The 22,335-nt window shown below is 68.0% G+C and carries 23 protein-coding genes; 9 read left to right on the top strand and 14 right to left on the bottom strand.

Going from position 1 to position 22,335, the window contains the following annotated elements; translation table 11 throughout:
• Window positions 1–1,179 (top strand): alkaline phosphatase D family protein (locus H5J31_RS24460; protein WP_181774974.1); only part of this gene is annotated, 1,179 nt, incomplete at its 5' end.
• 164 nt (window positions 1,180–1,343) lie between these two features.
• Window positions 1,344–1,685, top strand: a complete 342-nt coding sequence (locus H5J31_RS24455) for a hypothetical protein (protein ID WP_181774973.1) — start codon at window positions 1,344–1,346, stop codon at window positions 1,683–1,685.
• 37 nt (window positions 1,686–1,722) lie between these two features.
• On the opposite strand, the gene H5J31_RS24450 is transcribed toward H5J31_RS24455, so the two are convergent.
• From H5J31_RS24450 to H5J31_RS24440, 3 genes are all read right to left on the bottom strand, one after another.
• Complete coding sequence (locus H5J31_RS24450) at window positions 1,723–2,586, bottom strand: alpha/beta fold hydrolase (protein WP_181774972.1); 864 nt, start codon at window positions 2,584–2,586, stop codon at window positions 1,723–1,725.
• Window positions 2,587–2,614: 28 nt separating this feature from the next.
• A complete protein-coding gene (locus tag H5J31_RS24445) occupies window positions 2,615–3,439 on the bottom strand; it encodes an ANTAR domain-containing protein (RefSeq protein WP_407925056.1) in 825 nt (274 codons plus the stop codon).
• 182 nt (window positions 3,440–3,621) lie between these two features.
• Window positions 3,622–4,383: a GAF and ANTAR domain-containing protein gene (locus tag H5J31_RS24440; protein WP_181774970.1), complete on the bottom strand. Its 762-nt coding sequence runs from the start codon at window positions 4,381–4,383 to the stop codon at window positions 3,622–3,624.
• Window positions 4,384–4,495: 112 nt separating this feature from the next.
• Here H5J31_RS24440 and H5J31_RS24435 point away from each other — a divergent pair, with 112 nt between their 5' ends.
• The gene (locus H5J31_RS24435) at window positions 4,496–5,926 is read left to right on the top strand and encodes a PP2C family protein-serine/threonine phosphatase (RefSeq protein ID WP_236005360.1); all 1,431 of its coding nucleotides are present in this window, start codon (window positions 4,496–4,498) and stop codon (window positions 5,924–5,926) included.
• Window positions 5,927–5,932: 6 nt separating this feature from the next.
• On the opposite strand, the gene H5J31_RS24430 is transcribed toward H5J31_RS24435, so the two are convergent.
• From H5J31_RS24430 to H5J31_RS24400, 7 genes are all read right to left on the bottom strand, one after another.
• Entirely contained in the window at window positions 5,933–6,487 is a 555-nt protein-coding gene (locus H5J31_RS24430) for an isochorismatase family protein (RefSeq protein WP_181774968.1), read from the bottom strand.
• A gap of 69 nt (window positions 6,488–6,556) precedes the next feature.
• Window positions 6,557–6,808 (bottom strand): alpha/beta hydrolase, encoded by a 252-nt coding sequence (locus H5J31_RS24425; protein WP_236005358.1) that lies wholly within the window; start codon window positions 6,806–6,808, stop codon window positions 6,557–6,559.
• 469 nt (window positions 6,809–7,277) lie between these two features.
• On the bottom strand, window positions 7,278–7,829 hold the full coding sequence (locus H5J31_RS24420; RefSeq protein WP_181774967.1) for a hypothetical protein: 552 nt from the start codon (window positions 7,827–7,829) through the stop codon (window positions 7,278–7,280).
• A gap of 84 nt (window positions 7,830–7,913) precedes the next feature.
• A complete protein-coding gene (locus H5J31_RS24415) occupies window positions 7,914–9,092 on the bottom strand; it encodes a cysteine desulfurase-like protein (protein ID WP_181774966.1) in 1,179 nt (392 codons plus the stop codon).
• An 81-nt stretch (window positions 9,093–9,173) separates the two neighbouring features.
• Complete coding sequence (locus H5J31_RS24410; RefSeq protein ID WP_181774965.1) at window positions 9,174–11,153, bottom strand: beta propeller repeat protein; 1,980 nt, start codon at window positions 11,151–11,153, stop codon at window positions 9,174–9,176.
• A gap of 113 nt (window positions 11,154–11,266) precedes the next feature.
• Window positions 11,267–11,866 (bottom strand): dihydrofolate reductase family protein, encoded by a 600-nt coding sequence (locus H5J31_RS24405; RefSeq protein ID WP_181774964.1) that lies wholly within the window; start codon window positions 11,864–11,866, stop codon window positions 11,267–11,269.
• Window positions 11,867–11,926: 60 nt separating this feature from the next.
• Window positions 11,927–12,730 carry a sulfite exporter TauE/SafE family protein gene (locus H5J31_RS24400; RefSeq protein ID WP_181774963.1) on the bottom strand — a complete coding sequence of 268 codons (804 nt, stop codon included), beginning with the start codon at window positions 12,728–12,730 and terminating at the stop codon, window positions 11,927–11,929.
• Window positions 12,731–12,821: 91 nt separating this feature from the next.
• Between H5J31_RS24400 and H5J31_RS24395 the strand changes: the two genes are divergently transcribed.
• From H5J31_RS24395 to H5J31_RS24385, 3 genes are all read left to right on the top strand, one after another.
• On the top strand, window positions 12,822–13,592 hold the full coding sequence (locus H5J31_RS24395; RefSeq protein ID WP_181774962.1) for an AraC family transcriptional regulator: 771 nt from the start codon (window positions 12,822–12,824) through the stop codon (window positions 13,590–13,592).
• Between the two features lie 140 nt (window positions 13,593–13,732).
• Window positions 13,733–14,509 carry an acetoin reductase gene (locus H5J31_RS24390; RefSeq protein ID WP_181774961.1) on the top strand — a complete coding sequence of 259 codons (777 nt, stop codon included), beginning with the start codon at window positions 13,733–13,735 and terminating at the stop codon, window positions 14,507–14,509.
• 18 nt (window positions 14,510–14,527) lie between these two features.
• Window positions 14,528–14,851 carry a putative quinol monooxygenase gene (locus H5J31_RS24385; protein ID WP_181774960.1) on the top strand — a complete coding sequence of 108 codons (324 nt, stop codon included), beginning with the start codon at window positions 14,528–14,530 and terminating at the stop codon, window positions 14,849–14,851.
• Window positions 14,852–14,899: 48 nt separating this feature from the next.
• On the opposite strand, the gene H5J31_RS24380 is transcribed toward H5J31_RS24385, so the two are convergent.
• Window positions 14,900–15,508 carry a TetR/AcrR family transcriptional regulator gene (locus H5J31_RS24380; RefSeq protein ID WP_181774959.1) on the bottom strand — a complete coding sequence of 203 codons (609 nt, stop codon included), beginning with the start codon at window positions 15,506–15,508 and terminating at the stop codon, window positions 14,900–14,902.
• Window positions 15,509–15,576: 68 nt separating this feature from the next.
• Between H5J31_RS24380 and H5J31_RS24375 the strand changes: the two genes are divergently transcribed.
• Complete coding sequence (locus tag H5J31_RS24375; RefSeq protein WP_181774958.1) at window positions 15,577–17,151, top strand: FAD-dependent oxidoreductase; 1,575 nt, start codon at window positions 15,577–15,579, stop codon at window positions 17,149–17,151.
• A 289-nt stretch (window positions 17,152–17,440) separates the two neighbouring features.
• Here H5J31_RS24375 and H5J31_RS24370 read toward each other — a convergent pair whose 3' ends face one another.
• Both H5J31_RS24370 and H5J31_RS24365 read right to left on the bottom strand, forming a co-directional pair.
• A complete protein-coding gene (locus tag H5J31_RS24370) occupies window positions 17,441–17,581 on the bottom strand; it encodes a hypothetical protein (protein WP_181774957.1) in 141 nt (46 codons plus the stop codon).
• Between the two features lie 71 nt (window positions 17,582–17,652).
• Window positions 17,653–18,468: a DUF1206 domain-containing protein gene (locus tag H5J31_RS24365; protein WP_181774956.1), complete on the bottom strand. Its 816-nt coding sequence runs from the start codon at window positions 18,466–18,468 to the stop codon at window positions 17,653–17,655.
• A 319-nt stretch (window positions 18,469–18,787) separates the two neighbouring features.
• Here H5J31_RS24365 and H5J31_RS24360 point away from each other — a divergent pair, with 319 nt between their 5' ends.
• Window positions 18,788–20,050, top strand: coding sequence for an HNH endonuclease signature motif containing protein (locus tag H5J31_RS24360; RefSeq protein WP_328701595.1), 1,263 nt, complete (start codon window positions 18,788–18,790; stop codon window positions 20,048–20,050).
• A gap of 103 nt (window positions 20,051–20,153) precedes the next feature.
• Here the strand turns inward: H5J31_RS24360 and H5J31_RS24355 are convergent, their stop codons facing one another.
• Complete coding sequence (locus H5J31_RS24355) at window positions 20,154–20,534, bottom strand: hypothetical protein (protein WP_181774954.1); 381 nt, start codon at window positions 20,532–20,534, stop codon at window positions 20,154–20,156.
• A gap of 162 nt (window positions 20,535–20,696) precedes the next feature.
• Between H5J31_RS24355 and H5J31_RS24350 the strand changes: the two genes are divergently transcribed.
• Window positions 20,697–22,322: a hypothetical protein gene (locus H5J31_RS24350; RefSeq protein ID WP_207898660.1), complete on the top strand. Its 1,626-nt coding sequence runs from the start codon at window positions 20,697–20,699 to the stop codon at window positions 22,320–22,322.
• The last annotated feature ends 13 nt before the right edge of the window (window positions 22,323–22,335 follow it).

The raw sequence follows: 22,335 nt of genomic DNA, 5'->3' as shown, positions 1-22,335 counted from the left end.
GGGCTGGAGCCGGGCGCGCAGTACTACTACCGCTTCCAGGCACTCGGCAAGGTCAGCCGCGTGGGCCGCACCCGTACCGCGCCCGTCGGGCCGGTCCGGCGGGTGCGGTTCGCCTCGGCCAACTGCCAGGCCTTCCACGACGGGTTCTACGCCGCGCACGCCGGGATCGCGCGGGAGGACCTCGATTTCGTCGTCCACCTCGGCGACTACGTCTACGAGCACGGTCAGGTCGGCGGGAACCCGCTGCGCGACCACGAGGGACCCGAGGTCCTGACCCTGCCGGCGTACCGGCGGCGGCACGCGCTCTACAAGTCCGACCCTTCGCTGCGGGACGCCCACGCGGCCCACCCGTGGTTCATCACCTGGGACGACCACGAGGTGGTCAACGACTACAGCGGCACCACTCCGTCGCTGCGGGCCAGGCGATCGGCGGCGTATCAGGCCTGGTTCGAACATATGCCGGTGCGGCCGGACCATCCGGCGACACCGCGGATCCACCGGCAGCGCCGGTGGGGCGACCTGCTCGATCTGTCTATTTTGGACCTCCGGCAGTACCGGTCGGCGCAGAACCTGCCGGACGGCACGATCCTCGGCGCGGACCAGAAGGCGTGGCTCAAGGACCAGGTGACCGGGGCGGGCGAGGCCTGGCACTGCTGGGTGAACTCGATCATGCTGAGCCAGCTCGCCGAACCGGGTGGCGGCGGCTACATGTTCACCGACCAGTGGGACGGCTTCCTCGCCGAACGCAAGGAGGTCCTGACCCACGTGGCCCAGAGCGGCCTCGAAGACCTGGTGGTGATCACCGGCGACTGGCATTCCGCGTTCGTCGACGACATCCGCCCCGACTTCGCCGACCCGGCAGGCCCGGTGATCGGCACGGAGTTCACCGCGCACTCGGTCTCCTCCGGCGCCTACTCCCCCGAGTGGAACGCCACGAACGGCCCGAAGATGGGCGCGGCGAACCCGCACCTCAAGTACTTCGAGGGCGACCGCTACGGCTACGACGTCTACGAGGTCACCCCGCGTCGCTGGAGCACGCATATGCGCGTGATCGGCGACCGGCGCGACCCGCGTTCGCCGGTGAGCACCCTGACGACGTTCCACGTCGACCGCGGCAGGCCGGGCTCCTACGAGGATCGCGCCACGATCACGTCTCCGGCGCACTACCGGCGACACTAGGCCGAAAGGGGACCGGCGAACTCGGAAGAGGGTCGGGGGACGCTCTTTCGGAGCAGCGCGGTTCACCGCTCGCGTTCTCGTTTCACCTGCCCGATGAATTCACGACAATTCTTCCGTGCGGCTAATCTGAGCTTTCCATTGGGAACGATCCCCGGGAGAAAGCAATGAAGAAGAAAATCGCCGCTTTAGTCTTGGCCGCCCTTTCGGCGGCCGGAACCCTGGCCGGTTCGCCGGCGTCCGCGGCGACCGAGAGCAAGTTCCCGCCGTACGGCTGCGACAGCAGCCGCTACGGATTGCTCTTCGGTGAAGGCATTTCCATGACCTGCTTTTCCCTGCCCCGACCGTCGGATTCCTACCGGGTGGTCGCCCACTGCGCTTCTGGATCGTCCTTTTGGTACACCGCAGGTCATTGGGTTCCGCGCGGTTTCGGACCGTCGACCGCGGAATGTCACGGAGGGCTGCTTTCGAACGCCTACGTCGCCGGATATCACGTAGACGATTTCTAATATTTCGACTACGCGATGTTGATCTTGCTCTGACGTTTCAGCTTCCGCTCCCGCCGGGTCCCCACCGGTCCACTTCCGCGGTGAGCCAGCGGTGCAGGGAAAAGGCCAGTTCGACCGGGGCGTCGTACTGGATCAGATGCCCGGCGCCTTCGATGACGTCCAGGATCGAGCCCGGAATCGCGGCGGCGAGCCGTTCCGCCCGGTCCACCGGGATCCAGGTGTCGTCCGCACCCCAGATCACCTTCACCGGCAACGCGAGTTCGGGATAGCGGTCCTGGATCTCGTCGGTGTACCGGACGTCCGCCTCGGCGATCTGCCGGTAGAAGGCGCGTTGCCCCTCGGCGTCCAGCCAAGGCCCGGTCAGCGTGGCCAGTTGCGCGTCGGTGAGACCACGATGGGAGGCCGTCCCGATGTAGGACTCCAGGGCACCCTTGTGCACCGTCGGGGGCTGCGCCTGGAAGACCTCCGCGTTCTCCGCGACGAGCCGGAAGAACTCCGAACCCCAAGGCCGCAGCGCGACGACGTCCACCAGCGCGAGCGACGCGTATTCGGAGCCGTGCAGCAGTTTCGCGCGCAGCGAAACGGCGCCGCCGTAGTCGTGGGCGATCACATGCGGGGCGGTCAGCCCCCAATGTCCCAGCAGATCGGCGAAAAGTTCGCCCTGGGTACCGAGATCCACGGCGTGGGCGGGGTCTTTCGACGAGCGTCCGTAACCCGGCATATCCCAGACGTGGACGGTGAATTCACGGCTGAGCGCCCGCGCGAAAGGCGCCCACAGTCGCGCCGACCACGGTGTCCCGTGGCACAGCACGACCGGGGCGCCTTCGCCGAGGCGTTCCCACGCCACGGAACGACCGCGCCATGCGAACGTCCGCGACAGCTCCAGTTCGTCGAGTCCCATGCTCGCGATGGTAGCGGCGCCGCGGGACTCACTCCGGCAGGTGGATTTCCGTATGTCGTTTGGACAGCATCTCCGCCAGTTCCCGGAGTTTGATGTTCATGTTCTGCGACGTGTTCCGCAGTACCTCGAACGCGTCCGCCGCGTCGATCCCGCGCCGCGCCATCAGGATCCCCTTGGCCTGGCCGATGGCGTCCCTGCTGTCCAGCGCCTGCTGAAGCTGTTCCTCCTGGAGCTGACCGCGCGTGACCGCGTGCGTCGTCGCCAGTGCCAGCGACGCGTGCGTCGCCAGCAGCAACAACACATCCCGGTCCGCGCGGGCGATGCCGTGCGGTCGTCGCGAGTAGACGTTCAGCGCGCCCGAAAGCTGGGAACTCGACGCGTCGGGCAACAAGGCCGTCGAGATCAGCGAGTGGAAGCCGAGCGTCGCGGCGGCCGGCCCGAACCGCGGCCAGCGGACGTCTTCGGCGAGGTCGTCGCTGAAGGCCGCCGCCGGTCCCGAAGCCCGTGCCGCTTCGACACAGGCCCCTTCGCCGTACTGGTACTGCAACTGATCCAATTCGGCGGCGATCTCGTCGGTGCGCACCGGCGTGTGGAACCCACCGTCGGGATCCCGCAGGGTGACGCTGACCAGATCCGCTCCCGGCACCAGGTCACGGGTGGCGAAGACCACCCGTTCGAGTACCGCCGCGACCGAGCCCGAATCCAGCAAGGCCCTGGTCAGGGAGACGAATTGGGTCACCAGTGGCCCGGCGATGAGCCGGGCACCGTTCTCGGAGGTCACTGGCAGATCGCCGTCGCCGACACCCTCGACGAATCGGTTCTTGTCCTGCTGCCAGTCGCTTTCATCAGCCAAAGCCCGCCTCTCCCACTTCTGCACATCGGCGTGATGCACCACGGGAGTCACCGGCGGGAACCGGCGCCGAGCGCGCACCATCAACCGCCGCAACCAACCCGGTTACCGGCGGATCGGCGCTAACTTCTCAACGCTCAGAACCGCTTTCGGAAGCCGACCTTAGCCGAATGGGATCACCCCGCCTACCGCGACCCACGTTCCGGTCGTCCCGGCCCGACCTTGCCGGTCACGTTGGCGATGAACCGTTCCGCCACCTGGCGTAACTTGATGTTCTCCCGCTGGGACTGCGCCACCAGCAACGAGAACGCCTCGTCGGCGTCGATCTGGCGCACGGCCATGAGGACGCCCTTGGCCTGGTCGATGATGGCGCGCGACGTCAGCGCCGTCTGGAGCTGCTGGATGGTCTCCCTGGCTTCGAGGTACCGGGTGTAGGTCCGCAGGATCGCTTCGACCGCGGTCGTGTAAAGCTCCAGCAGCCGCGCGTCGAGTTCGGCGTAGCCGTCGTTCTGGGCTCCGAAGCAGTTCACCGCGCCCGACAGGCGCTCGCTCACCGAAAGCGGCGCAGCGAGGAAGCTCCCGAAGCCGGCTTGTTTGGCGCTGACCGCGAACTCGGGCCAGCGCTCGGCCGATTCGCGGACCGCCACCCGCACGATCTCCCCGGTCCGGCCCGCTTCCAGGCACGGGCCATCGCCCAGCCGGTACTGGTCACGGTCGAGCTCGATGGCTATGTCGGCGGTGGCGACGGCCGTATGCGGGTTCCCGTCGCAGAGCAGGGTGACGGAGGCCTCGTCGACGTCCGGCAGGGCCCGCACCACCTCGTGGCAGATCCGATCGAGCAGTATCCCCAGGTCGTCCTCTCCCTGGAGGATCTCCATCAGGCCTTCGAGGGCGGTGGTCACGTCGTCGAGTGGCAGCACCGGGCGCGCCAGCTCGGGTCCGTCCATGGCGTGTCTCCTGTCCTCTCCTCGGTCTGGGTACCCACTCGGGCACCGGATCATGTTTCACATCGCGGGCCGGTTGGTACCCCTTAGCAACGGTGCCGACACTTCGGGGGTGATGGTCTTGGTCTCGCTCCCGGCAGACGAACAGCGTCGGGTCGTAGCCGCGTGCTTCGCGCGTACCGGGCTCACGCTGGAACAACTGTGGCTGAGGTACTTCGCCCTCGGTGGCGACGTGAGCGAACTCGAACTGGAGGCGTTCCTCCAGGGACTGACGAATCTGCCCAGAATCCAGCGGGACATGGTGGCCCACGCGGTCAACGAACGGCTCGACGAGGTCACGGGCGTGCGCAGGGCGCCGTACAGCCGCGGGACCGGTGAGGACACGCGGCCCCGCGGGCCACTGGCCGCGCTGGTGGGGCTGCTCGACGGCGCTCGCCGGGCACCTCCCGAGCGCCTGCCCGCGGTGATCGCCATGGCGGCGCAGTCGCTCGGCCTCGTGGTCACCGTCTACCTCGCCGACTACGACCAGCGGTCACTGCGGCCGTTCCTCGCCGAAGAGAGGCCGGACAGGGCGCCGCTGGCCATCGAAACCACCACGGCGGGCTACGCCTACCAGCACGCCGACAGTGTCCTCGTCGAAGAAGCGGAAGGGCCGCGGTTGTGGGCGACCCTGCTCGACGGCGACGAGCGGATGGGTGTCCTGGAGCTCGTACCCGGCCCCGAAGCGGATCTCCGTGACCCCGCGCTACGCGACCAGTGCCAATGGCTGGCGATGCTGGCCGGACGGCTGCTCGCGGTCGCGACGCGGTACGGGGACGGGCTCGACGTGGTCCGTCGCCGACGCCGGCGCGACCCGGCCGCGGAACTGCTCTGGCAGAGCCTCCCCCCGTCGACCGCGGCGACGAACAGCGTCGTGGTCGCCGGTGGTCTCGAACCCGCCTACGAGGTCCGCGGGGTCGTCTTCGACTACTCGTTGTCCGCATCGACCGCGTGCTTGGCACTCTTCGACGCCGGCCGCGACACGGAATCCGCGGGGCTGGCGGTCTCGACGGCGCTCGCGGCCTATCGCTCCGCCCGCCGCGCGGGCCTGACTCTGCCCGACCAGGAAGCCGCTGTCGACAAAGCGCTTTCGACGCAGTTCGACGGCTCGCTCACCGTCCGCGGCACGCTGGCCGAACTGGATCTCGCCGACGGCGGGCTCCGCTATCTCGAAGCGGGCCGGGAATCACCGATCGTGCTGGGCGGCCGAACACAGACCACATTGGACGGTGGACGGCGTCTGCCGTTCGGTTCCGGTCCGGCCGCGCGGATCGCGACCGCCCGGCTGCGGCCCGGCGATCTCCTGGTCCTGCACACCGCGGGCCTCTCCGGCGCGCGCGACACCCACGGCGAACCGTTCCCGTTCGCCGACTGCCTGGACCACAACATCGCACAGCTGCCGCCCGAGACGGCTCGACGCGTGCTTCAGGCTGTGAAGTCCCATTGCGGCAACAAGTTCAGCCTCGACGCGGGTCTGCTGATCGCGAGGTGGTCGGGCCTGCCGTGAAACGGCTCAGCCGCCGAAATCGACGTTCTCGGTCTCGACCGTCCCTCCCTTCCGGCCCGGCGCGCTCTGATACCGCCAGTAGTGGTTCGTGTGGGCGATGACCACGTCCGGCGTCGGCGATCCCCCTGCCGTCTTGTCGACGGTCGTATGGGCGTCGCCGACCAACGTCGCGTCGTAGCCGCGGACCAGGGCACCGTGCAGCGTCGAGCGGATGCAGGCGTCGGTCTCCGCCCCGACTACCACCAGACGTCCGACTCCGCGTTCGGCCAGCACCTTCTCCAGATCCGTGTCCTCGAAGGAATCCCCATAGGACTTCTCGACGAGCGGCTCGGCGTCGTCCCGGGTCAACTCTCCGACGATGCTCCACTCGTGGCTCCCCTGCACGAGTTCCTCGTCGGAATGCTGTACCCAGACGACCGGGACCCCTTCCGTCCGCGCCTTGCCGACGAGAGCACCGATGTTCGCGACCACCGCGTCGCGCTCGTGGCCTTCGTCGACGACGCCGTTTTGGACGTCGACGACGAGGAGCGCGGTGTTCGGCCGATTGTCGAGAGTGGTCATGACGGGATGTCCTTCCTGGTCGGTCTGCCGCGGCAGACCCTAACCGGACCCACCGACAGAAACCCGCGATCAAGCCCCCGAAACGGCCGGCGCCTTCGCGTTGCGCTGGACGTCGGACCACTCCCCATCCCGGCACAGACCGCACGACGGACCGAAGAACTCGCCACGGGCCCGTTCGCCGCCGGAGAGCCAGAACCGGAACCACGCCGTGATCGCGCCCCGGAACCCGCCGCCGCCTTGGGAATGCCCGGTCGCGCCGATGTGCGCGGTGTCGATCTTCCCGAAGTAGCGGCTCCCGGGACGCGAGTTCTCGGCGAACAACGTCTGGTGGGGGTCGTGAGTGTTTTGGGTCGTTCTAACCGCCCTTACCACTCACGAGCCCCTTGACCCACTACGGCGCGGCACCCTGGGGCGGATGTGGCGATCGCGGTCTCCGTGAAGGCCTCCTTGCCTACTTTCAGGGTAGGGAAGGAGGCCTTCACGGACCGGGCCTACGACCCACCGCAGCCAGAACCCAGTGGGCACCTAAGACCCGGTTGGCTCTAACCGCCTTCACCACTCACGACCAAGCCGGGCCGGGTCGGTCCTTTCGCGTGACTGGGTGGACGGCACATGTGATCAGACGGACGACACTCGGTGACGTCCGTCCAGTCACGCTTGCCGTCCGTCCAGTCACGTGTGCCGTCCACCCAGTCACGCCGACCCGCGCGACCGTAGGTACCTAAGACACGGTTGGCCCTAACGACCCAAAACACTCACGACCCCTCCGTCACCCACGTGGCGCCAACGGTCAGCTGATGAGCTGCCACAGGTAGCTCGGGCTCTTCACCGGCGCCGTGGCCTTCTTGGTCCAGAGATACTTCACCTTGCAGGGCGGGACGATCCGGTACTTCTGCACGGTGAACGACCGGCCCTCCTTGTACTGCTGAAGCCGGAGCGTCTTTCCCGCGGGCACCGTCGCGGCGTACGACCAGGAGTCGGCCTTCGAGTAGCTCGCGCCGACGCTCACCGCGAGGGAAACACTCGCCTTGGCGAAGATGACGCCCGCCTCGGCGCTGGTCGTGCCGGTGATGGAGGCGTTGACCGACGAGGTCGTGGTCTTGTTGTAGGTGATCGTGCCCGGCCCGCGCAGGTAGTCGCTGCGCAGGTTCGTCTTCATCCAGGCCTTGGCACCGTTCGAGATCTTGTAGTCGGGCGGATCGTTGACCTCGGGGCACGGCTGGATCGCGAGCGATTGCGCACCGGCACCGAGCGCCGCGGGCGCGACGCACAGCGCGCACCCGAGAAGAGCCGTCGCGGCCACCGACCGGAAACGCATCGCGAACCTCCCGTAGTCGATCATGGACTCACGGTAATACGATCGCTCGCGGCCGACCGGAAACCCAACCTGTTCGGGTTACGTCGCCCAGGTGGAAGCCGGGTGTCCTCAAAGGAACGTCGACAGTCCGTCCAGCAGCCTGTCGACGTCGTCGGCGTCGGTGTAGGGCGCGAGTCCGACTCGCAGCGCCGGGTCGGCCAGCTTCAAGGCGGCGAAAACCTCGTAGGCGTAGAAGGATCCCGCCGGGGCGACGACGTTCAGCGACGCGAGATGCAGTTGCGCCTCGCGCTCGCGGCCGCCGAGGCTCAGCAGCAGGGTCGGTGTCCGGTGCTCGGCTTTGCAGTGGACGGTGGCCGTGTCGAGCCCCTTCTCCAGCCTGGAGCGCAGCGCGCTTTCGTGGTCGTGTAACGAATTCATCGAGTTCGTCAGCCGTTCTCGCCGTCCTTCGGCCGTTCCCGGGTCGATCCCGGCGAGGAAGTCCACGGCCGCTGTCGCACCCGCGAGGATTTCGTAAGGCAGGGTCCCGAATTCGAAGCGTTCGGGCACGGTGTCGGGCGACGGGACGAGTTTGTCGGGTTCGAGGGTTTCGAGGAGCGCGGGCGACGCACCCAGTACCCCGCAGTGCGGGCCGAGGAATTTGTACGGCGAGCAGACGAAGAAGTCCGCCCCCAGCGCGGGAACGTCGACCAGGTCGTGCGCGGCGTAGTGCACGCCGTCGACGAACAGCAGCGTGCCGGCGTCGTGCGCCAGATCGGCGATCCGTCGGATCGGCGGTTTGGTGCCGAGGACGTTCGAGGCCGCCGTGACCGCGACCAGCCGCGTCCGCTCGGTGAGGACGAGGGAATCGAGGTCGAGTTCGGTGCTCTCCGGGTCGATGCCGATCCAGCGGACGGTCACCCCGGCCCGTTCCGCGGCCTGGACCCACGGGCGGACGTTGGCGTCGTGGTCCAGCCTGCTGACGACGATCTCGTCGCCTTCGTTCCAGTTCTTCGCCAGGTGACGGGAAAAGTCGTACGTCAGCTGCGTGGCGCTGCGGCCGTGGACGACGCCCCCCGCGGGCAGGTTGAGGAAGTCGGCGTAGGCGGCGCGGAAGCCCGAGACGGCGTTCTCGGCGTTGAGTTCCGACGGGCTGACCTTGCCGCGGTTGGACAGCGGACCGGTCATCGTCGCGGCGATCGTCTCGGCGACGGGCCGCGGGGTCTGGGTACCCGCCGGTCCGTCGAAGAAGGCGGTTCCGGTGGCGAGGGACGGGAAGTGGGCCCGGAGGGCGGCGACGTCGATGGCCATACCCCGACTCTGACATCCGGGAACGGACCGAGTAAACGCTTCGTGGCCGGAACTTTCGCCCGGCCACGAAGCGCGTGGGACTCAGTACAACGTCAGGCGGTACGCACCGGATTGCGCGGTACCCGCGAACAGATAACGGCCGTCAGTGCTGATCGTCAGCGAGAGCACCCGGGTGTCGGGCAGCGCGCCGGGCAGCGGCGCCCAGGTGCGACCGAAGTCCGTACTGCGCAGCACTCCTCCCCCGGTCGCGTTGCTCGCGAACCACACCCTGAAGTCGAACGGATGCGGCAGGATCCGGCTGATCTCGCGCGGGTCCTCACCGTCGCGGACGCGGCGGAACGACTTGCCGTTGTCCTCGCTCAGCAGCAGACCGGCACCGCCGACCAGGACGCGGCCCCAAGGGCTCACCGAGATCGAGCTGACCGGTTCGCCGGAAACGTGGGTCCAGGTCTTGCCGCCGTCGTCGGACCGCGACAGGCCGTCGGTGTCGCCGCCCCAGACGCGGTCCGGGTTCCACGGATCCCCCGCGAACGCGATGAACCCGTTGCCGGACGGGAGCTTTTCCCAGGTCTTCCCGGCGTCTCCGCTGCGGTAGGTGACATACCCGCTGGGCGCGAAGGCGGAGACCAGGATCCGGTTCGGGTCGGCCGGATGGGCCAGGATCGTCCTCGGGAGTCCCTCCTTCGCCTTCGCCGCGAACTGCCAGGTCCGGCCGCCGTCGCCGCTGCGCAGGACGTCGAGCGAGAAGCCGTTCCGGGTGACCTGCCAGACGACGTCCGGGCGGCTCGGCGAGACGGACAGGCGCGCGTCCTCGTGCAGGCGGTCGGTGGGATGCGACTGCCAGGCGCGGGTCGACGCGGTGACCTTGCCGCGCGGCAGCGGCGAGTTGTAGATCTCCTGGACCCCGGCCGCGACGACGTTTTCGCGCAGCAGGTTCCCGGTCGTCACCAGGTCGCGGATCGATTCGCCGGGTACGCCGAGCTGCTGGTAGCCGCTCTTGCCGCCGTCGGCGTACACGCCCCGGTACACCGACGAGATCAGCGTGGTGGCGGGTTTGCCCGCCACGGCCGGGAGTTCGGCCATGTCGCTCACGCCTTCACCCGCCGCGGGCACCGGCTTGCGGGTCCAGGTGCGACCGCCGTCCGCGCTGACGTCTATGTCGTTATACGTCGCGACATACAGACGGCCGCCGACGAAATGCGGTTCACGCAGGGGCTGCCCGGTGGGATCGCGGCGCAGCACCGTCCAGGTCCGGCCGCCGTCGGTGGAGCCGTGCAGCTCGGGGCCGACGGTGACGACGAACTGTTCGCCGTCCGACGCGACCTGCCCGACCTCACCATCGGCGCGGTAGACGAGTTCGGCCCGCGGCTCCTTGCCGCTGACCCCGCGGACGACCCAGAGCGCGTACTCCGGGTAGACCGTCGTGAAGTAGGCGTCGTCCCCGACCAGGGTCAGCTTGAGCCCGCCGACAGGGGCGGCGATCCCTTCACGCGGCCAGGTCCTCGGCACGTCGTTCCAGTGCACGCCGCCGTCGATGCTGACGCTCAGCGAATCGAGGTTCTGCACCACCACGACGCGGCCTGTCGGGTCGGTCGCCATGCCGAAAGCGCCGTCGGGGTACCACTCGCGCAGCGTCTCCCAGGTCCGGCCGCGGTCCGCCGTGCTCAGCAGCATGCCGCGCCATTCGCCCTGGAAGCCGGCGGGTTTGTTGCCCACCGCGAGCATCCGGTCCCCGTTCGCGGGATCGACGAAGAAACCCTGGATGACGGTGTCTTCGGGCAGTCCCCGGCGCGCGGTCCACGAGGCACCGCGATCTCCCGAGAGCCACAACGACGGCGGGCTCGGCTGCATCATCGCGAGCCCGGCGGGCGAAACGGACAACAGTCCGCCGATGCTGTTGGGGCCGACCGGTTCCCAGCCACCGCGTGGCAGCCCGGTCGCGTTCACGTCCGGCTGGGCGGGGAGGGGGTCGGCGGTGGCCGCGGACGTCGTCCCGGTGGTCCCGAGAACCGTCAGCAGCCCGAGAACGAAGATGCGTTCGGCGATCGATCTCAGCTTCATGCGGAGGATCTTGGCGTAAAAGACGGCGAACGTACAGAGATTCATCCGATCTTTACTGCCAGTTACCTTCGCCAGGTCGCCTCAGATCTCCCTATCGGCAACCATCCATCGGATCACTTCCTGACGTCGTAACGCAGGTGGGTGACGCCCGCACCCTCGACCACCACCGTCGGCCCCTCGAACCGCACGGGAGTGCCGCCGAGTTCACCGAACAGCGGCTTCCCGGCGCCCAGCACGACCGGCACCAGTTCGACGCCGACCTCGTCGAGCAGGCCGGCCTCCAGCGCCTGCCGGGCCATCTGACCGCCGTTGACGACGACGTTCTTCTCCCCGGCCAGTTCCCGCGCCTTGACGATCGCGGCCTCGATACCGTCGGTGACGAAGACGAAGTTCTCGTCGTCCTGCGGGCGGTCTTCGGGGCGCCGATGCGTGAGGACGACCACGGGCACGTCGATCGGGTGACGGCCGCCCCACGCGTTCGTCATGTCGTAGAGGTAGCGGCCGACGACCAGCGCGCCGATGCTCCCCCATTCGGCCCGGACCAGCTCGGCACTGGCCGCCGAAAGACGGAGCGGCGGCACGTCCGGACTCGCCGTCGGGATCTCGACATCCCCGTTTCCGTACCACTGGAACAGCAGATCGAAGCCGCTGTCTTCGGGCCCGGCGATGTAGCCGTCGAGGGACATGGTGCCACCGGTGATGATCTTGCCCATCGGTTCCTCCTTCTCAGGTGTCACCTACGCGTCGAACAGCGGACCGCCGTTTCGACATCGTCAGCGCACGACGATCGCGACAAGCGCGGCGGCGAGCAACGCGAGATACGCGATCGCGTGCGCGCGGTCCGGGATCCGGCCGACGACGCGGCGCGTCACGGCGATGGTCGGCAGCGACCCGCACAGCAGCGCGCCCGCGGCCACCAGGTCGATGTAGCCGAGGTGGGCGGCGCCCGAGGACGTGCCCGTCGCCGCGAAGGCGTAGACGGCGGTGGCTATCACCGCGACCGGCAGGCTCAGCGGGTTCGCCAGCGCGGTCGCCTCGGCCATCGGCAACCCCTTCCGCCGCATCAGGGGCACGGTGAGCACACTGCCCCCGACGCCGAGAAAGCTCGCCACGGCGCCGATCCCGGTCCCGCCCGCGGTGGTGGTGATCCCGCCGAGCGCCCGCGGCCGCGCGTCGGGTTCCCTGCTCACGAACCCTTTCCGGACGACGCTGTCGGCGATGGTCAGCGCGAGGTACGCGACGAAGAGCCAGCGGAGGACGCTTTCGTCGGCCACGGTGGCGGCGAGCGAGCCGAGCACGGCACCCAGGCCGATGAAGGCGATGATCGGCCAGAGGTAGTCCCGGCGCAGCCGTCCCGCCCGCAGTTGCGCCAGGGTCGCGCTGCCTGCGTTGACCACCATCACCGCCGTCGAAGTGGCCACCGCCACGTGCATCGCGCCGAGGGCGTGCTCCGGATCGGCCAGCGCGAAGGCGTAGACGACGGGCACGGTGATGAACCCGCCGCCGAATCCGAAAAGGACGGTGGTGACGCCGCTCAGGCAACCGAACCCGAGGAGCACCGAGATCTCGATCAGCACTCCTCCGACGGTAGGTCGTCGGCGCGCGGCGGGCATTCGAAAGGACGACACTTTCTTTCGCGTATCGGACAGGGCGGGTAGCCTCGGTGACGTGCGTGACATCCCGATCGACGAGGTCGACCACCTCGATCGCGCCGTGGTGGCGATCCGCACCGATTACCCGCCGGGACACCGGATTCCCGTGCACCGGCACCGGCGGGCCCAGTTCCTCTACAGCGCGACGGGGTCGATGCGGGTCGAAACGGCCGACGGCACCTGGACCATCCCGACGCGGCGCGCGGTGCTCGTCCCGCCGGGAACCGACCACCAGGTCGTGACGACGAACGTGAGCACCAGAAGTCTTTACATCGAGCGGAAAGCCGTGCCGTGGTTCCCGCGGCGCTGCCAGGTCGTCGAGGTCTCGCCACTGCTGCGGGAGCTGCTCCACGAGGCCGTCGACGTCCCGCCGCTGTACTCGCGCGGTCGTGACGCCGCGGTCATCGGCCTGATCCTGCACGAGATCCGCCGGGCCGCCCCGGTCCAGCTCGACCTTCCCCTGCCGAAGCACGAACGGCTGCGTGCGCTGTGCGAGTCCTTTTTGGACGATCCGGACATCCATGACCCCGTCGGGCACTGGGCTTCCCGGCTGCACGTGAGCGAACGGACAGTGAACCGGCTCTTCACCACCGAGACCGGGCTGAGTTTCGCCCGCTGGCGGCAACGGGCTTGCGTCCTGCACTCTCTTTCGCTGCTGTCGGGCGGTCAGCCCATCGCCGGGATCGCCGCGTCGCTCGGCTACGACAGCCCGGCGGCGTTCTCCACCATGTTCACCCGATTACTCGGCATCTCGCCGAGGGACTACCGCGCGGCCATCGCCCTCTGACGGGCCCTTTCTCGAAGCGATCGCCTCGAAGCGGTTGTCTCAAAGTGAGACACGCCGCCCCTCCCCGAGCCGTGCCGGCGCACCTACCTTCCGTTCAAGCCCCAGTGCTCCGGTCCAACGGCGAACAAGGGAGTCAGCGTATGAGCAAGAACGTACTCGTCACCGGTGCGGCACGAGGAATCGGAAAGGGAATCGCGCTGCGGCTCGCCGCGGACGGCCACGACGTCGCGGTCAACGACATCGCGGCGAACGACGCGGAACTCGAAGCCGTCGCCAAGGAGATCCGGGAGATCGGACGGCGTTCCGCGGCCGTCATCGCGGACGTCTCCGACCCTCGGTCCGTCACCGAAATGGTCGCCGCGACCGTCGAGGCCTTCGGTTCCTTGGACGTCATGGTCGCGAACGCGGGTATCGCACAGGTCTTACCTCTGCTCGAAGTGACCCCGGAGGACTGGGACCGCATGATGGCGGTGAACGCCCGCGGCATTTTCCTGTGCTACAAGGCGGCCGCGGAGCAGATGATCGCGCAGGGCGGCGGCGGGAAGATCATCGGCGCGGCGTCGATCGTCGCCCACCGCCCGTTCGCGATGCTCGGGCACTACTCCGCGTCCAAATGGGCGGTGCGCGGGCTCACCCAGGCCGCGGCGATGGAATGGGCCAAGCACGGCATCACGGTCAACGCCTATTGCCCGGGTATCGTCGGGACGGCCATGTGGGATCTCATCGACGAAAAACTGGCGGAGTCCGAAGGAATCCAGAAGGGGCAGGCGATCGCGAAATACTCCGACCTGATCCATCTCGGGCGGGTTTCGGTACCCGAGGACGTCGCGGCGTACGTGTCGTACCTCGCCTCACCGGATTCCGATTACATGACCGGCCAGTCGGTGATGATCGACGGCGGAATCCAATTCTCCTGAGCAGGAAGAAGAACGATCATGATCTTCATTACGGCGAAGTTCCGGGTCCGTCCCGAACACGCGGACCGGTGGCCGGAAATCGCGCGTGACTTCACCGAGGCGACCCGCGCCGAACCCGGTTGCCTTTGGTACGACTGGTCCCGCAGCCTCGACGACCCGAACGAGTACGTCCTCGTCGAGGCCTTCCGCGACGACGACGCCGGCGCGGCGCACGTGGGTTCGGAGCATTTCCGCGCCGCCCAGCGAGACCTGCCGCAGTACCTGGCCGAAACGCCGCGGATCATCAACGCGAAGGTCGACCAGGACGGCTGGTCCGAGTTGGGCGAACTCGCCGTCAAGTAGATCCCGCTTCCCGCCCCGGTTCTTCACCCGAACCGGGGCGGAAGTGTGTCAGCCGGGGAAACCGGCGGAAAGCGCGCCGAACGCGTCTTCGAGCCGCCGCCGATGCGCGGCGGCGACGTCGGCGAGAGCGTCCCCGGCGAGCCGGCGCCGGACCGATTCCACGGCGACCGTGCGATACACGGCGACGATCAGCGCGGCGAAAAGCGCGCTGTCGCCCGAAAACCGGGCATCGCCTTCGAGTTCTTCGGCCAGCTCGGCTTCGATCTCGTGCTCGAACACGCGAAGCCGCGAGATGAGCGCCGGGGACTCCATGACCGTGCGTGCGAGCGGATCGCCGTCGTCGCTCAAGCCGGACAGCGGATGCTGTCGCTCCGCGAGATCGAGGGCGGCCCGTCTGACCGCGTCGACGACGCCGACGCCGTCCGGCCGCTCGCGCACCGCGGCCCGCGCGACGCCGACGGCGTCCGGAAGACGGTCGAGCGCGAGATCTTCCTTACGGTCGAAATGCGAGAACACCGTCACCTTCGACACCCCCGCCGCGGCGGCGATCTCGGCGATCGTGACGTCCTCGAAACCGCGCTCCACGAACAGGGCGGTCGCGACGTCGGCGATATGCGCCCGCGTCTTCGCGCCGCCGCGATCTCCCCGTTTCGCCATGTGACAACCTTAGCTTTACTCGGTAGCCTTACTCGGTAAGCTTATTGAGTAAAGCATAGGAGTGCGTCATGCGAGGGAACGATGTGATCGTCATCGGAGCGGGTCCGACCGGCTTGCTCGCCGCGAGTGAGCTGGCACTTCAAGGAGTGCGGGTGACGGTCCTGGAGCGACTCGATGAGCCGGACACGACGATCAAATCCGGCTCGATCAACGTCGCCAGCGCCGAGATCCTGGACCGGCGCGGCCTGCTGCCCGCCGCGGAAGAGGTCCATCGCCGGATCCTGGCGGTCACCAACGCCTTCGCGAACGGCCGCCCGAACAGCACGGTGCGCGGTCTGCTGGACGCCGCCACCCGGACCTCCCGCCGCTTCGCCGTCATCGGGCACTTCGCGGGGATCATGTTCCGGAACGACCTGGTCGACCAGGAGGATCCCGTGCTCACCGCCCACACGGCGGTGGCCAACGCGATCGCGGTGCCACAGCACGATCTCGAGTTGCTGCTCGCGGAGCACTGCGTCCGGCTGGGCGTCGAAATCCGCCGCGGCGTCGAGGTCCGGGGAGTCCACAGCACCGGCGGGGATCTCCTGGACGACGCCGACGTCGTCGTCGAAACCGATGCCGGAGACTTCACCGCCGGGTGGGTCGTCGCGGCCGACGGCGGGCGCAGCGTGATCCGCCGTCGGCTCGGCATCCCGTTCGACGGCACCGATCCCGAACTGGTGGGCTATCAGGCCATCGCGGACTTCGACGACGCGAGCGAACTGCGTCGCGGCTGGAACTGGACACCCGGCGGCATCTACACCTACGGGCCCATCCCAGGACGCATCCTCGTCGCCCGGTTCGGGCCACAGCCCGAAGACCGGAACGCGCCCGTCACGCTCGAAGAACTGCAGAGCGCGGTGCGGGAGGTCACCGGGATCCCGGTGACGATCAAGGCCTTGCGGGGCCGCGCGACCCGGTGGTCGGACAACGCGCGCCAGGCGCGGTCGTACCGGCACGGCCGGGTGCTGCTCGCCGGCGACGCCGCGCACGTGCACTCGCCGTTCAGCGCGCAGGGCCTGAACCTCGGTCTCGGTGACGCGGTGAACCTCGGCTGGAAGCTCGCCGCGACCATCAACGGCTGGGCGCCGGAAGGCCTCCTCGACACCTACGAGACCGAACGGCACCCGATCGGCGCGTGGGTCCTGGACTGGACACGTGCGCAGGTCGCCCTGATGCGTGGTGACGAGCGCACCGCGCAGCTGCGGAAGGTCGTCGGTGAAGACCTCTTCACCGTGCCGGGCGCGATGAACCGCATGATCGCGTTGTCCTCCGGGATCCTGCAGCGGTACGACGTCGCCGAGGACGCCGAAGCCACCACGGACCCGGTCGGATCGATCGCCGGGGACGTCGACCTCGCGTCCGGGACCCGGCTGGCCGACCACGCGCACGAGGGCCGGTTCGTCCTCGTCGACCGCACACCCGACGGCCGGTTCGCCGACGCGACGCACCCGCGGATCTCGTATCTGACGGATCCCGCCTCCGCCGAGTCGCCGAGCCTGCTCGTGCGGCCGGACGGCGTCATCGCCTGGGCGGACGAGCAGGACACCGAGCTCTCCCGCAAGCTGCTCGACGTCGCGATCCAACGCTGGGCCGGCGCCTGAGAAGCGTCAGGGGCCAGATGAGCGGCCACCCGGATCCGCAGGCCTCGGATATCCGGGTGACCGACCGAGAAGCACGGGACGGCGCGGAATCCCGCGTCGCCCCGGCGTCCGCCGACCGGACCGGCGATGGAGACGAAGCCGTCCTCGGCGTCCCACCGCGCGGTTCCCCAGGCTGACGAAGGCTCGTGTCGCGCCTTCCAGTGCCAGACCTCGTCGGCGCCGTCGCCCGGCGCCAGATAGGCCAGCGACGCCCCATCCGGCGACCAGCGCAGATTCGTGACACGGCCGGTCAGCGTCGCGACCGTCCGCACCTCCGCCGGTTTCTCCCGATATCGCGGATCGCCGCCGCCCCGTGTGCCGGATCCGCCACCACGAACGCCGTCGCCAAGGACAGCGTCATCACGACCTCGGCCAGCCTCTTTCTCATCATGGTTTCCCCTTCGCCCAGTGGAAGATCACTGCGGCGTCAGGCTGAGGAAGCTTTGTCCCCCCAGAGACGACTCAGGCCCGCTGTGCACGGGCGGCACCGACGCAGTACGCGCCGAACGCGGCGACACCGACGGCCACCACGACGAGCAGCACCGTGCCGAACGGCTGTGCCGCCAAGGTGCGCAGAGCGGCGTCGAGTCCGCCGGAGCGGGACGGATCCACCGTCAGCGCCGCGATTCCGATGAGTACCGCGACCACCCCGAACACGACGCCCCGCGCGGCATAACCGATCCGCCCGAGTCGCTCGACCCAGCGCTGGGTGCCCTTCGGCAACGACGAAAGGTCGAGATCGTTCAGGAAGTTCCGGCGCACCGCGTTCACCACGGAAGCCACGGCGACACCCAGGACGATGACGGCCACCACGATCACCAGGAAAGGTCCGGCGGGCAACGCGAGCAGGCTCGCGGTGAACTCCTGTTGCTTCTGGTCGCCACTGCCCTGATCACCCGCCCCCGCGGCGAGGCGGCCCGCGTAAAAGCCCAGCGAGAGCCCGACCAGGCAACGCACCCCCGACGTCACTCGCTTCATGGTGCGGCGTCTCGGTTTCTCGTACCAGGTGTAGCCCACCGCGGCCTGCAGCCCCTGCCACAGCCCGTATGCGACCAGTCCGGCCGCGAGCGCCCACAGCAGCACACCACCCAGCGGCGTCGACCCGACCTCCGCGACCGCACCACGCCCGTCGGCCTCCTGACCACCGCCGCCGAACGCGATACGCGCCGCCAGGTACCCGATGAGCAGGTACACCAGCCCATAGCAGGCCATCCCGACGCGTCCGATCACCTGGACGGCCTTGTTGTGGCGTACCTGTCTCGCCTTGGTCGCGGGCATTCGATTCACCTTCCTCGCTCGTCTTCACCGAGTGTCGCGGTCGACGGCCCCCACCGCCGCGCGACTGGTCCATCCGGCCCAGTGCGAGGCGATGGACACTCGCCATCCTCACGTCGTTCCCCGCTGCCGCCGCCACGCAAACCGGACGGGATCGCTTACCGGGCGACGGATTGAGCCACCCCGCACTATGCGACTGGCTCTGAATGCCTGTCCGCGATGGCCAGCGGTGTCGAAATCACCCTTCAGGGTTATTCGGACCACTTTAAATGTGACCTAAGATTACGAACACATGTTCGACAGGGTTTGGTATTCTTGGGGTGTGTCCGAGACGACGTTCGTTCCCGAGTTGCCGCAGGAGCTGTGGCGCGCAGGCAAGCTGGAGCTTGCCCATGGCGTGCAGCAGTTCCTGCAGCTGATGCGGGTCGCGTCGGCTGGTCTGGGCCGGTATCTGGCGGAGATCGAGTCTCGTGGTTCCAAGGATTTGTATGGGTATGGGACGACGTTGGCGTGGTTCGCCGATGTCGCCGGTTTGTCTCAGGCTGAGGCGCGTCCGTATGTGAATCAGGCCATCGATCTGAATCCCACGCGTGCCTTGGACGGCCGTGAGGTTCCCGCGTTCGCGCCCGCGACGGCTGCTGCGGCGGCCGACGGTGCGATCGGGCAGGAGCGGATCAAGCAGATCTTGGGGATCTTGAAGGAGATTCCGGCTGAGGTGTCTGTCGAAGCTCGGGAGCGTACGGAGAAGACCCTCGTCGACCTGGCTCGGGATGCGGGTCCCAGTGAAGTTTCGGAACTGGGGAGCACCCTGCTGGGCTTGCTGGATCCGGATGGCGCGGAGCCGAAGGATCCCGAGCCCGCTCAGCCGCGTCGTGAACTGACCGTGGAACGCCGTAAGGACGGGTTCTGGAAGATCAAGGGCCTTCTTGATGATGAGTTGGGTGCCCGGACCGCGGCCGCGCTTGAGGCTTATGCGAAACCCCGCCCTGTAGACGAGTTCGGCGAAGCCGATTGGCGCACCAAGGCCGAGCGCCAGGGTGACGCGTGGGCGGAACTGCTGGATCTCGCGATCGCGTGCCCGGATCAGCCCGGCACCAGCGGGTACCGCACTCTGATCCACGTGACTGTCGGTCTCGACGAACTCAAGACCGGGATCGGCAAAGCCTGCCTCGACTACGTCGGGGAGATGACCGCCCGCGAAGCCCGCATGGCCGCCTGCGACTGCCTCATGTTGCCGGTGGTGCTCAACGCCGCTGGTGAGCCCCTCGATGTGGGACGGCTCAGACGGTTCGTCACACCCGGCCAACGACGGGCGTTGAACATCCGCGACGGAGGCTGCGCGTTCCCGGGCTGCCATCGGCGGCCAAAGAACTGTCACGCACACCACATTCATCACTGGGCAGACGGCGGACGCACCGACCTCCGGAACCTGGTGCTGCTGTGCGGGTTTCATCACCGGCTGATCCATCACGGCGAGTGGGAAGTCCGCATGGCCGCCGACGGGTTACCCGAGTTCATCCCACCCCAATACCGCGACCCACTTCGAAGTCCCCGGCGCAACACCCTCCACCGCGCCGCAGCATGACCGCAGGAACCGAAGAGCCCGCCACCGAACCGGCGACGGGCCCTTCGGCACGCCCACGCCCCGGCGCTGACCACTCCGCGCCGAAGCCTGCCACTACCCCGGCTCAATTCGCGTCGGACAGCAAGTCGTCCGTATCGCGGTGCCTGCCGAGCCCGACCGCGGCGAACTCGTCGACGTGGTCGCCTTTGACCGCCCCGAGCCGCCGGAGCACCCGGGAGATCGGCCTACCGGCAAGGGGGTCCGGGTCGTCTTCGGCCAGACGCAGCGGACCGAGGACCGTCTCCCCGCCGTCCCATACCTGCGCGCACTGCGTCCCGGCCCCGCCGAAATAGGCTTCAGCAAGAGCGACCCCACCGAAGAGTCCGTCCGTCACAGGCAACAGCGACAGTTTCCGATCGAGCGGCACGAGTCGCGCACCCTGGACCGACGAAACCAGTTCGCGACACGCGGACTCGGTGACGATGACGGCTTGCAAACGATACATGTCCGCATTCTCCCACGCCGACGAGATTCGACAACGAGCAATGACTACTCGCGAAACAGTAACGCGAACAATGGAGTACAACGACCCTAGGAAATCGCCGGTCGCGAGCGGAGCATCCCCGATGAGGACATCCCGATGCGCGAGAGGCCAGGAGGTCGTGCGATGGCGATGATCGCCGCTGAGGAACGCGTTCCCCAAGACACGCCGGACGAGGTGAAGAAGCGCGCGGAAGCCGCGCCGAGAATACCTGTCTTCGACTCCACTCTCGGACGTGAGGGGCCGGGAAAAACCAACGGTTCCCGCACCGAACCCCGCCACCGGCTGGTGGTCATCGGAGACTCCTTGTCGCACGGCTTCCAAAGCGGCGCGGTGTTCAACACCGATCTCTCGTATCCCGCGATCATCGCCCACGAACTGGGCTGGGCGGAGAACTACCGCTATCCGCGCTATCCCGGCCACGGTGGTCTGCCGCTCAATCTGGAATTGGTGTTACGGACTCTCGAAGAACGCTTCGGTTCGAATATTTCCGGCTGGGAGACACCGTTCGCGCTCCTCGAAGCGAGAACTCTGATGGACAAGATCGAGGACCATTGGGAGCGAGGCCCGGGCAGCGCGACTCCGCTGGTGTCCGCGTACAACCACTGCCTGTCCGTGTACGGCTGGGACCTCCGCGACGCCTTGCGGAAGACCGCCAAGTCCTGCCAGGAAGCCCTGGTCGCGCCGAACGACGACCTCTTCGGTCAGATAGTCGAGAACAACAGCGAGCGGGCCGCGCTGCGCGTGTACCCCCACTGGTCCGAAGAAACCAGCAAGATGACGGTCTTCGACGCGGCCGCCGCGATGGGCGAGGACCGCGACGAGAAGCAGGACGCGGGCATCGAAACACTCGTCGTGTTCCTGGGCGCCAACAACGCGTTGCAGGCCGTCACGAAACTGAAGGTGGCCTGGAGCGGTGACGACTTCCAAGACCTCAAGAAGAAGAACGCCTATACCGTGTGGCGCCCGGATCACTTCGAGACCGAGCTTCGAGAAGTCGTCAAAGCGGTCAAGGCGATCAAAGCGCGGCATGTCATCTGGTGCACCGTTCCGCATGTGACCGTCGCCCCGATCGCCCACGGGATCGGCGGCAAAGTGGCGCCCGGCTCCCGGTACTACCCGTTCTACGCCCGGCCCTGGGTTTCGGACGACGAATTCGACCCGGCGAGACACAGGCATCTCACCGAAAAGCAGGCACGGGCGGTCGACTACGCGATCGACATGTACAACGAGGCGATCACCGACAGCGTCTTGAATGCCCGCAGCGGCGCGGACGGCGTCAAACGGGATTGGCATCTACTGGACGTCGCCGGTCTGCTGGACCGCATGGCCAGTCGCCGATACATCACCGACCCGACGGCGCGCCCCGAATGGTGGACGCCTTATCCTCTGCCACCACAGTTGAAGGCGCTCTCCCCTGCACCGGATTCCCGGTTCATCACCGGCGACGGCCAGGGCGGCCGCGCCTCCGGAGGGCTGTTCTCCCTGGACGGCGTTCATCCCACGACGGTCGCCTACGGGATCATCGCGCAGGAGATGATCACCATCATGCGGCGGGCGGGCGTCGAGTTCCGCTCCCCGACCGGTCAACCGAGACAGGATCCGGTCACCGTCGACTTCGATCGGCTGATCCGCCGGGACACCCTGCTCACCCGGCCTCCGCAGAATCTGAATTCCACTTTGGACATTCTCGGCTGGGCCGACGAAACCGTCGGCTGGGTACTGCGGACCATCGGCTTCAACGTCGGTTGAAGGGCGGCCGCAA

It is taken from the genome of Amycolatopsis pittospori, assembly GCF_013870525.1.
Lineage (GTDB): Bacteria > Actinomycetota > Actinomycetes > Mycobacteriales > Pseudonocardiaceae > Amycolatopsis > Amycolatopsis pittospori.
This window is presented reverse-complemented; position numbering and strand designations above follow the sequence as displayed.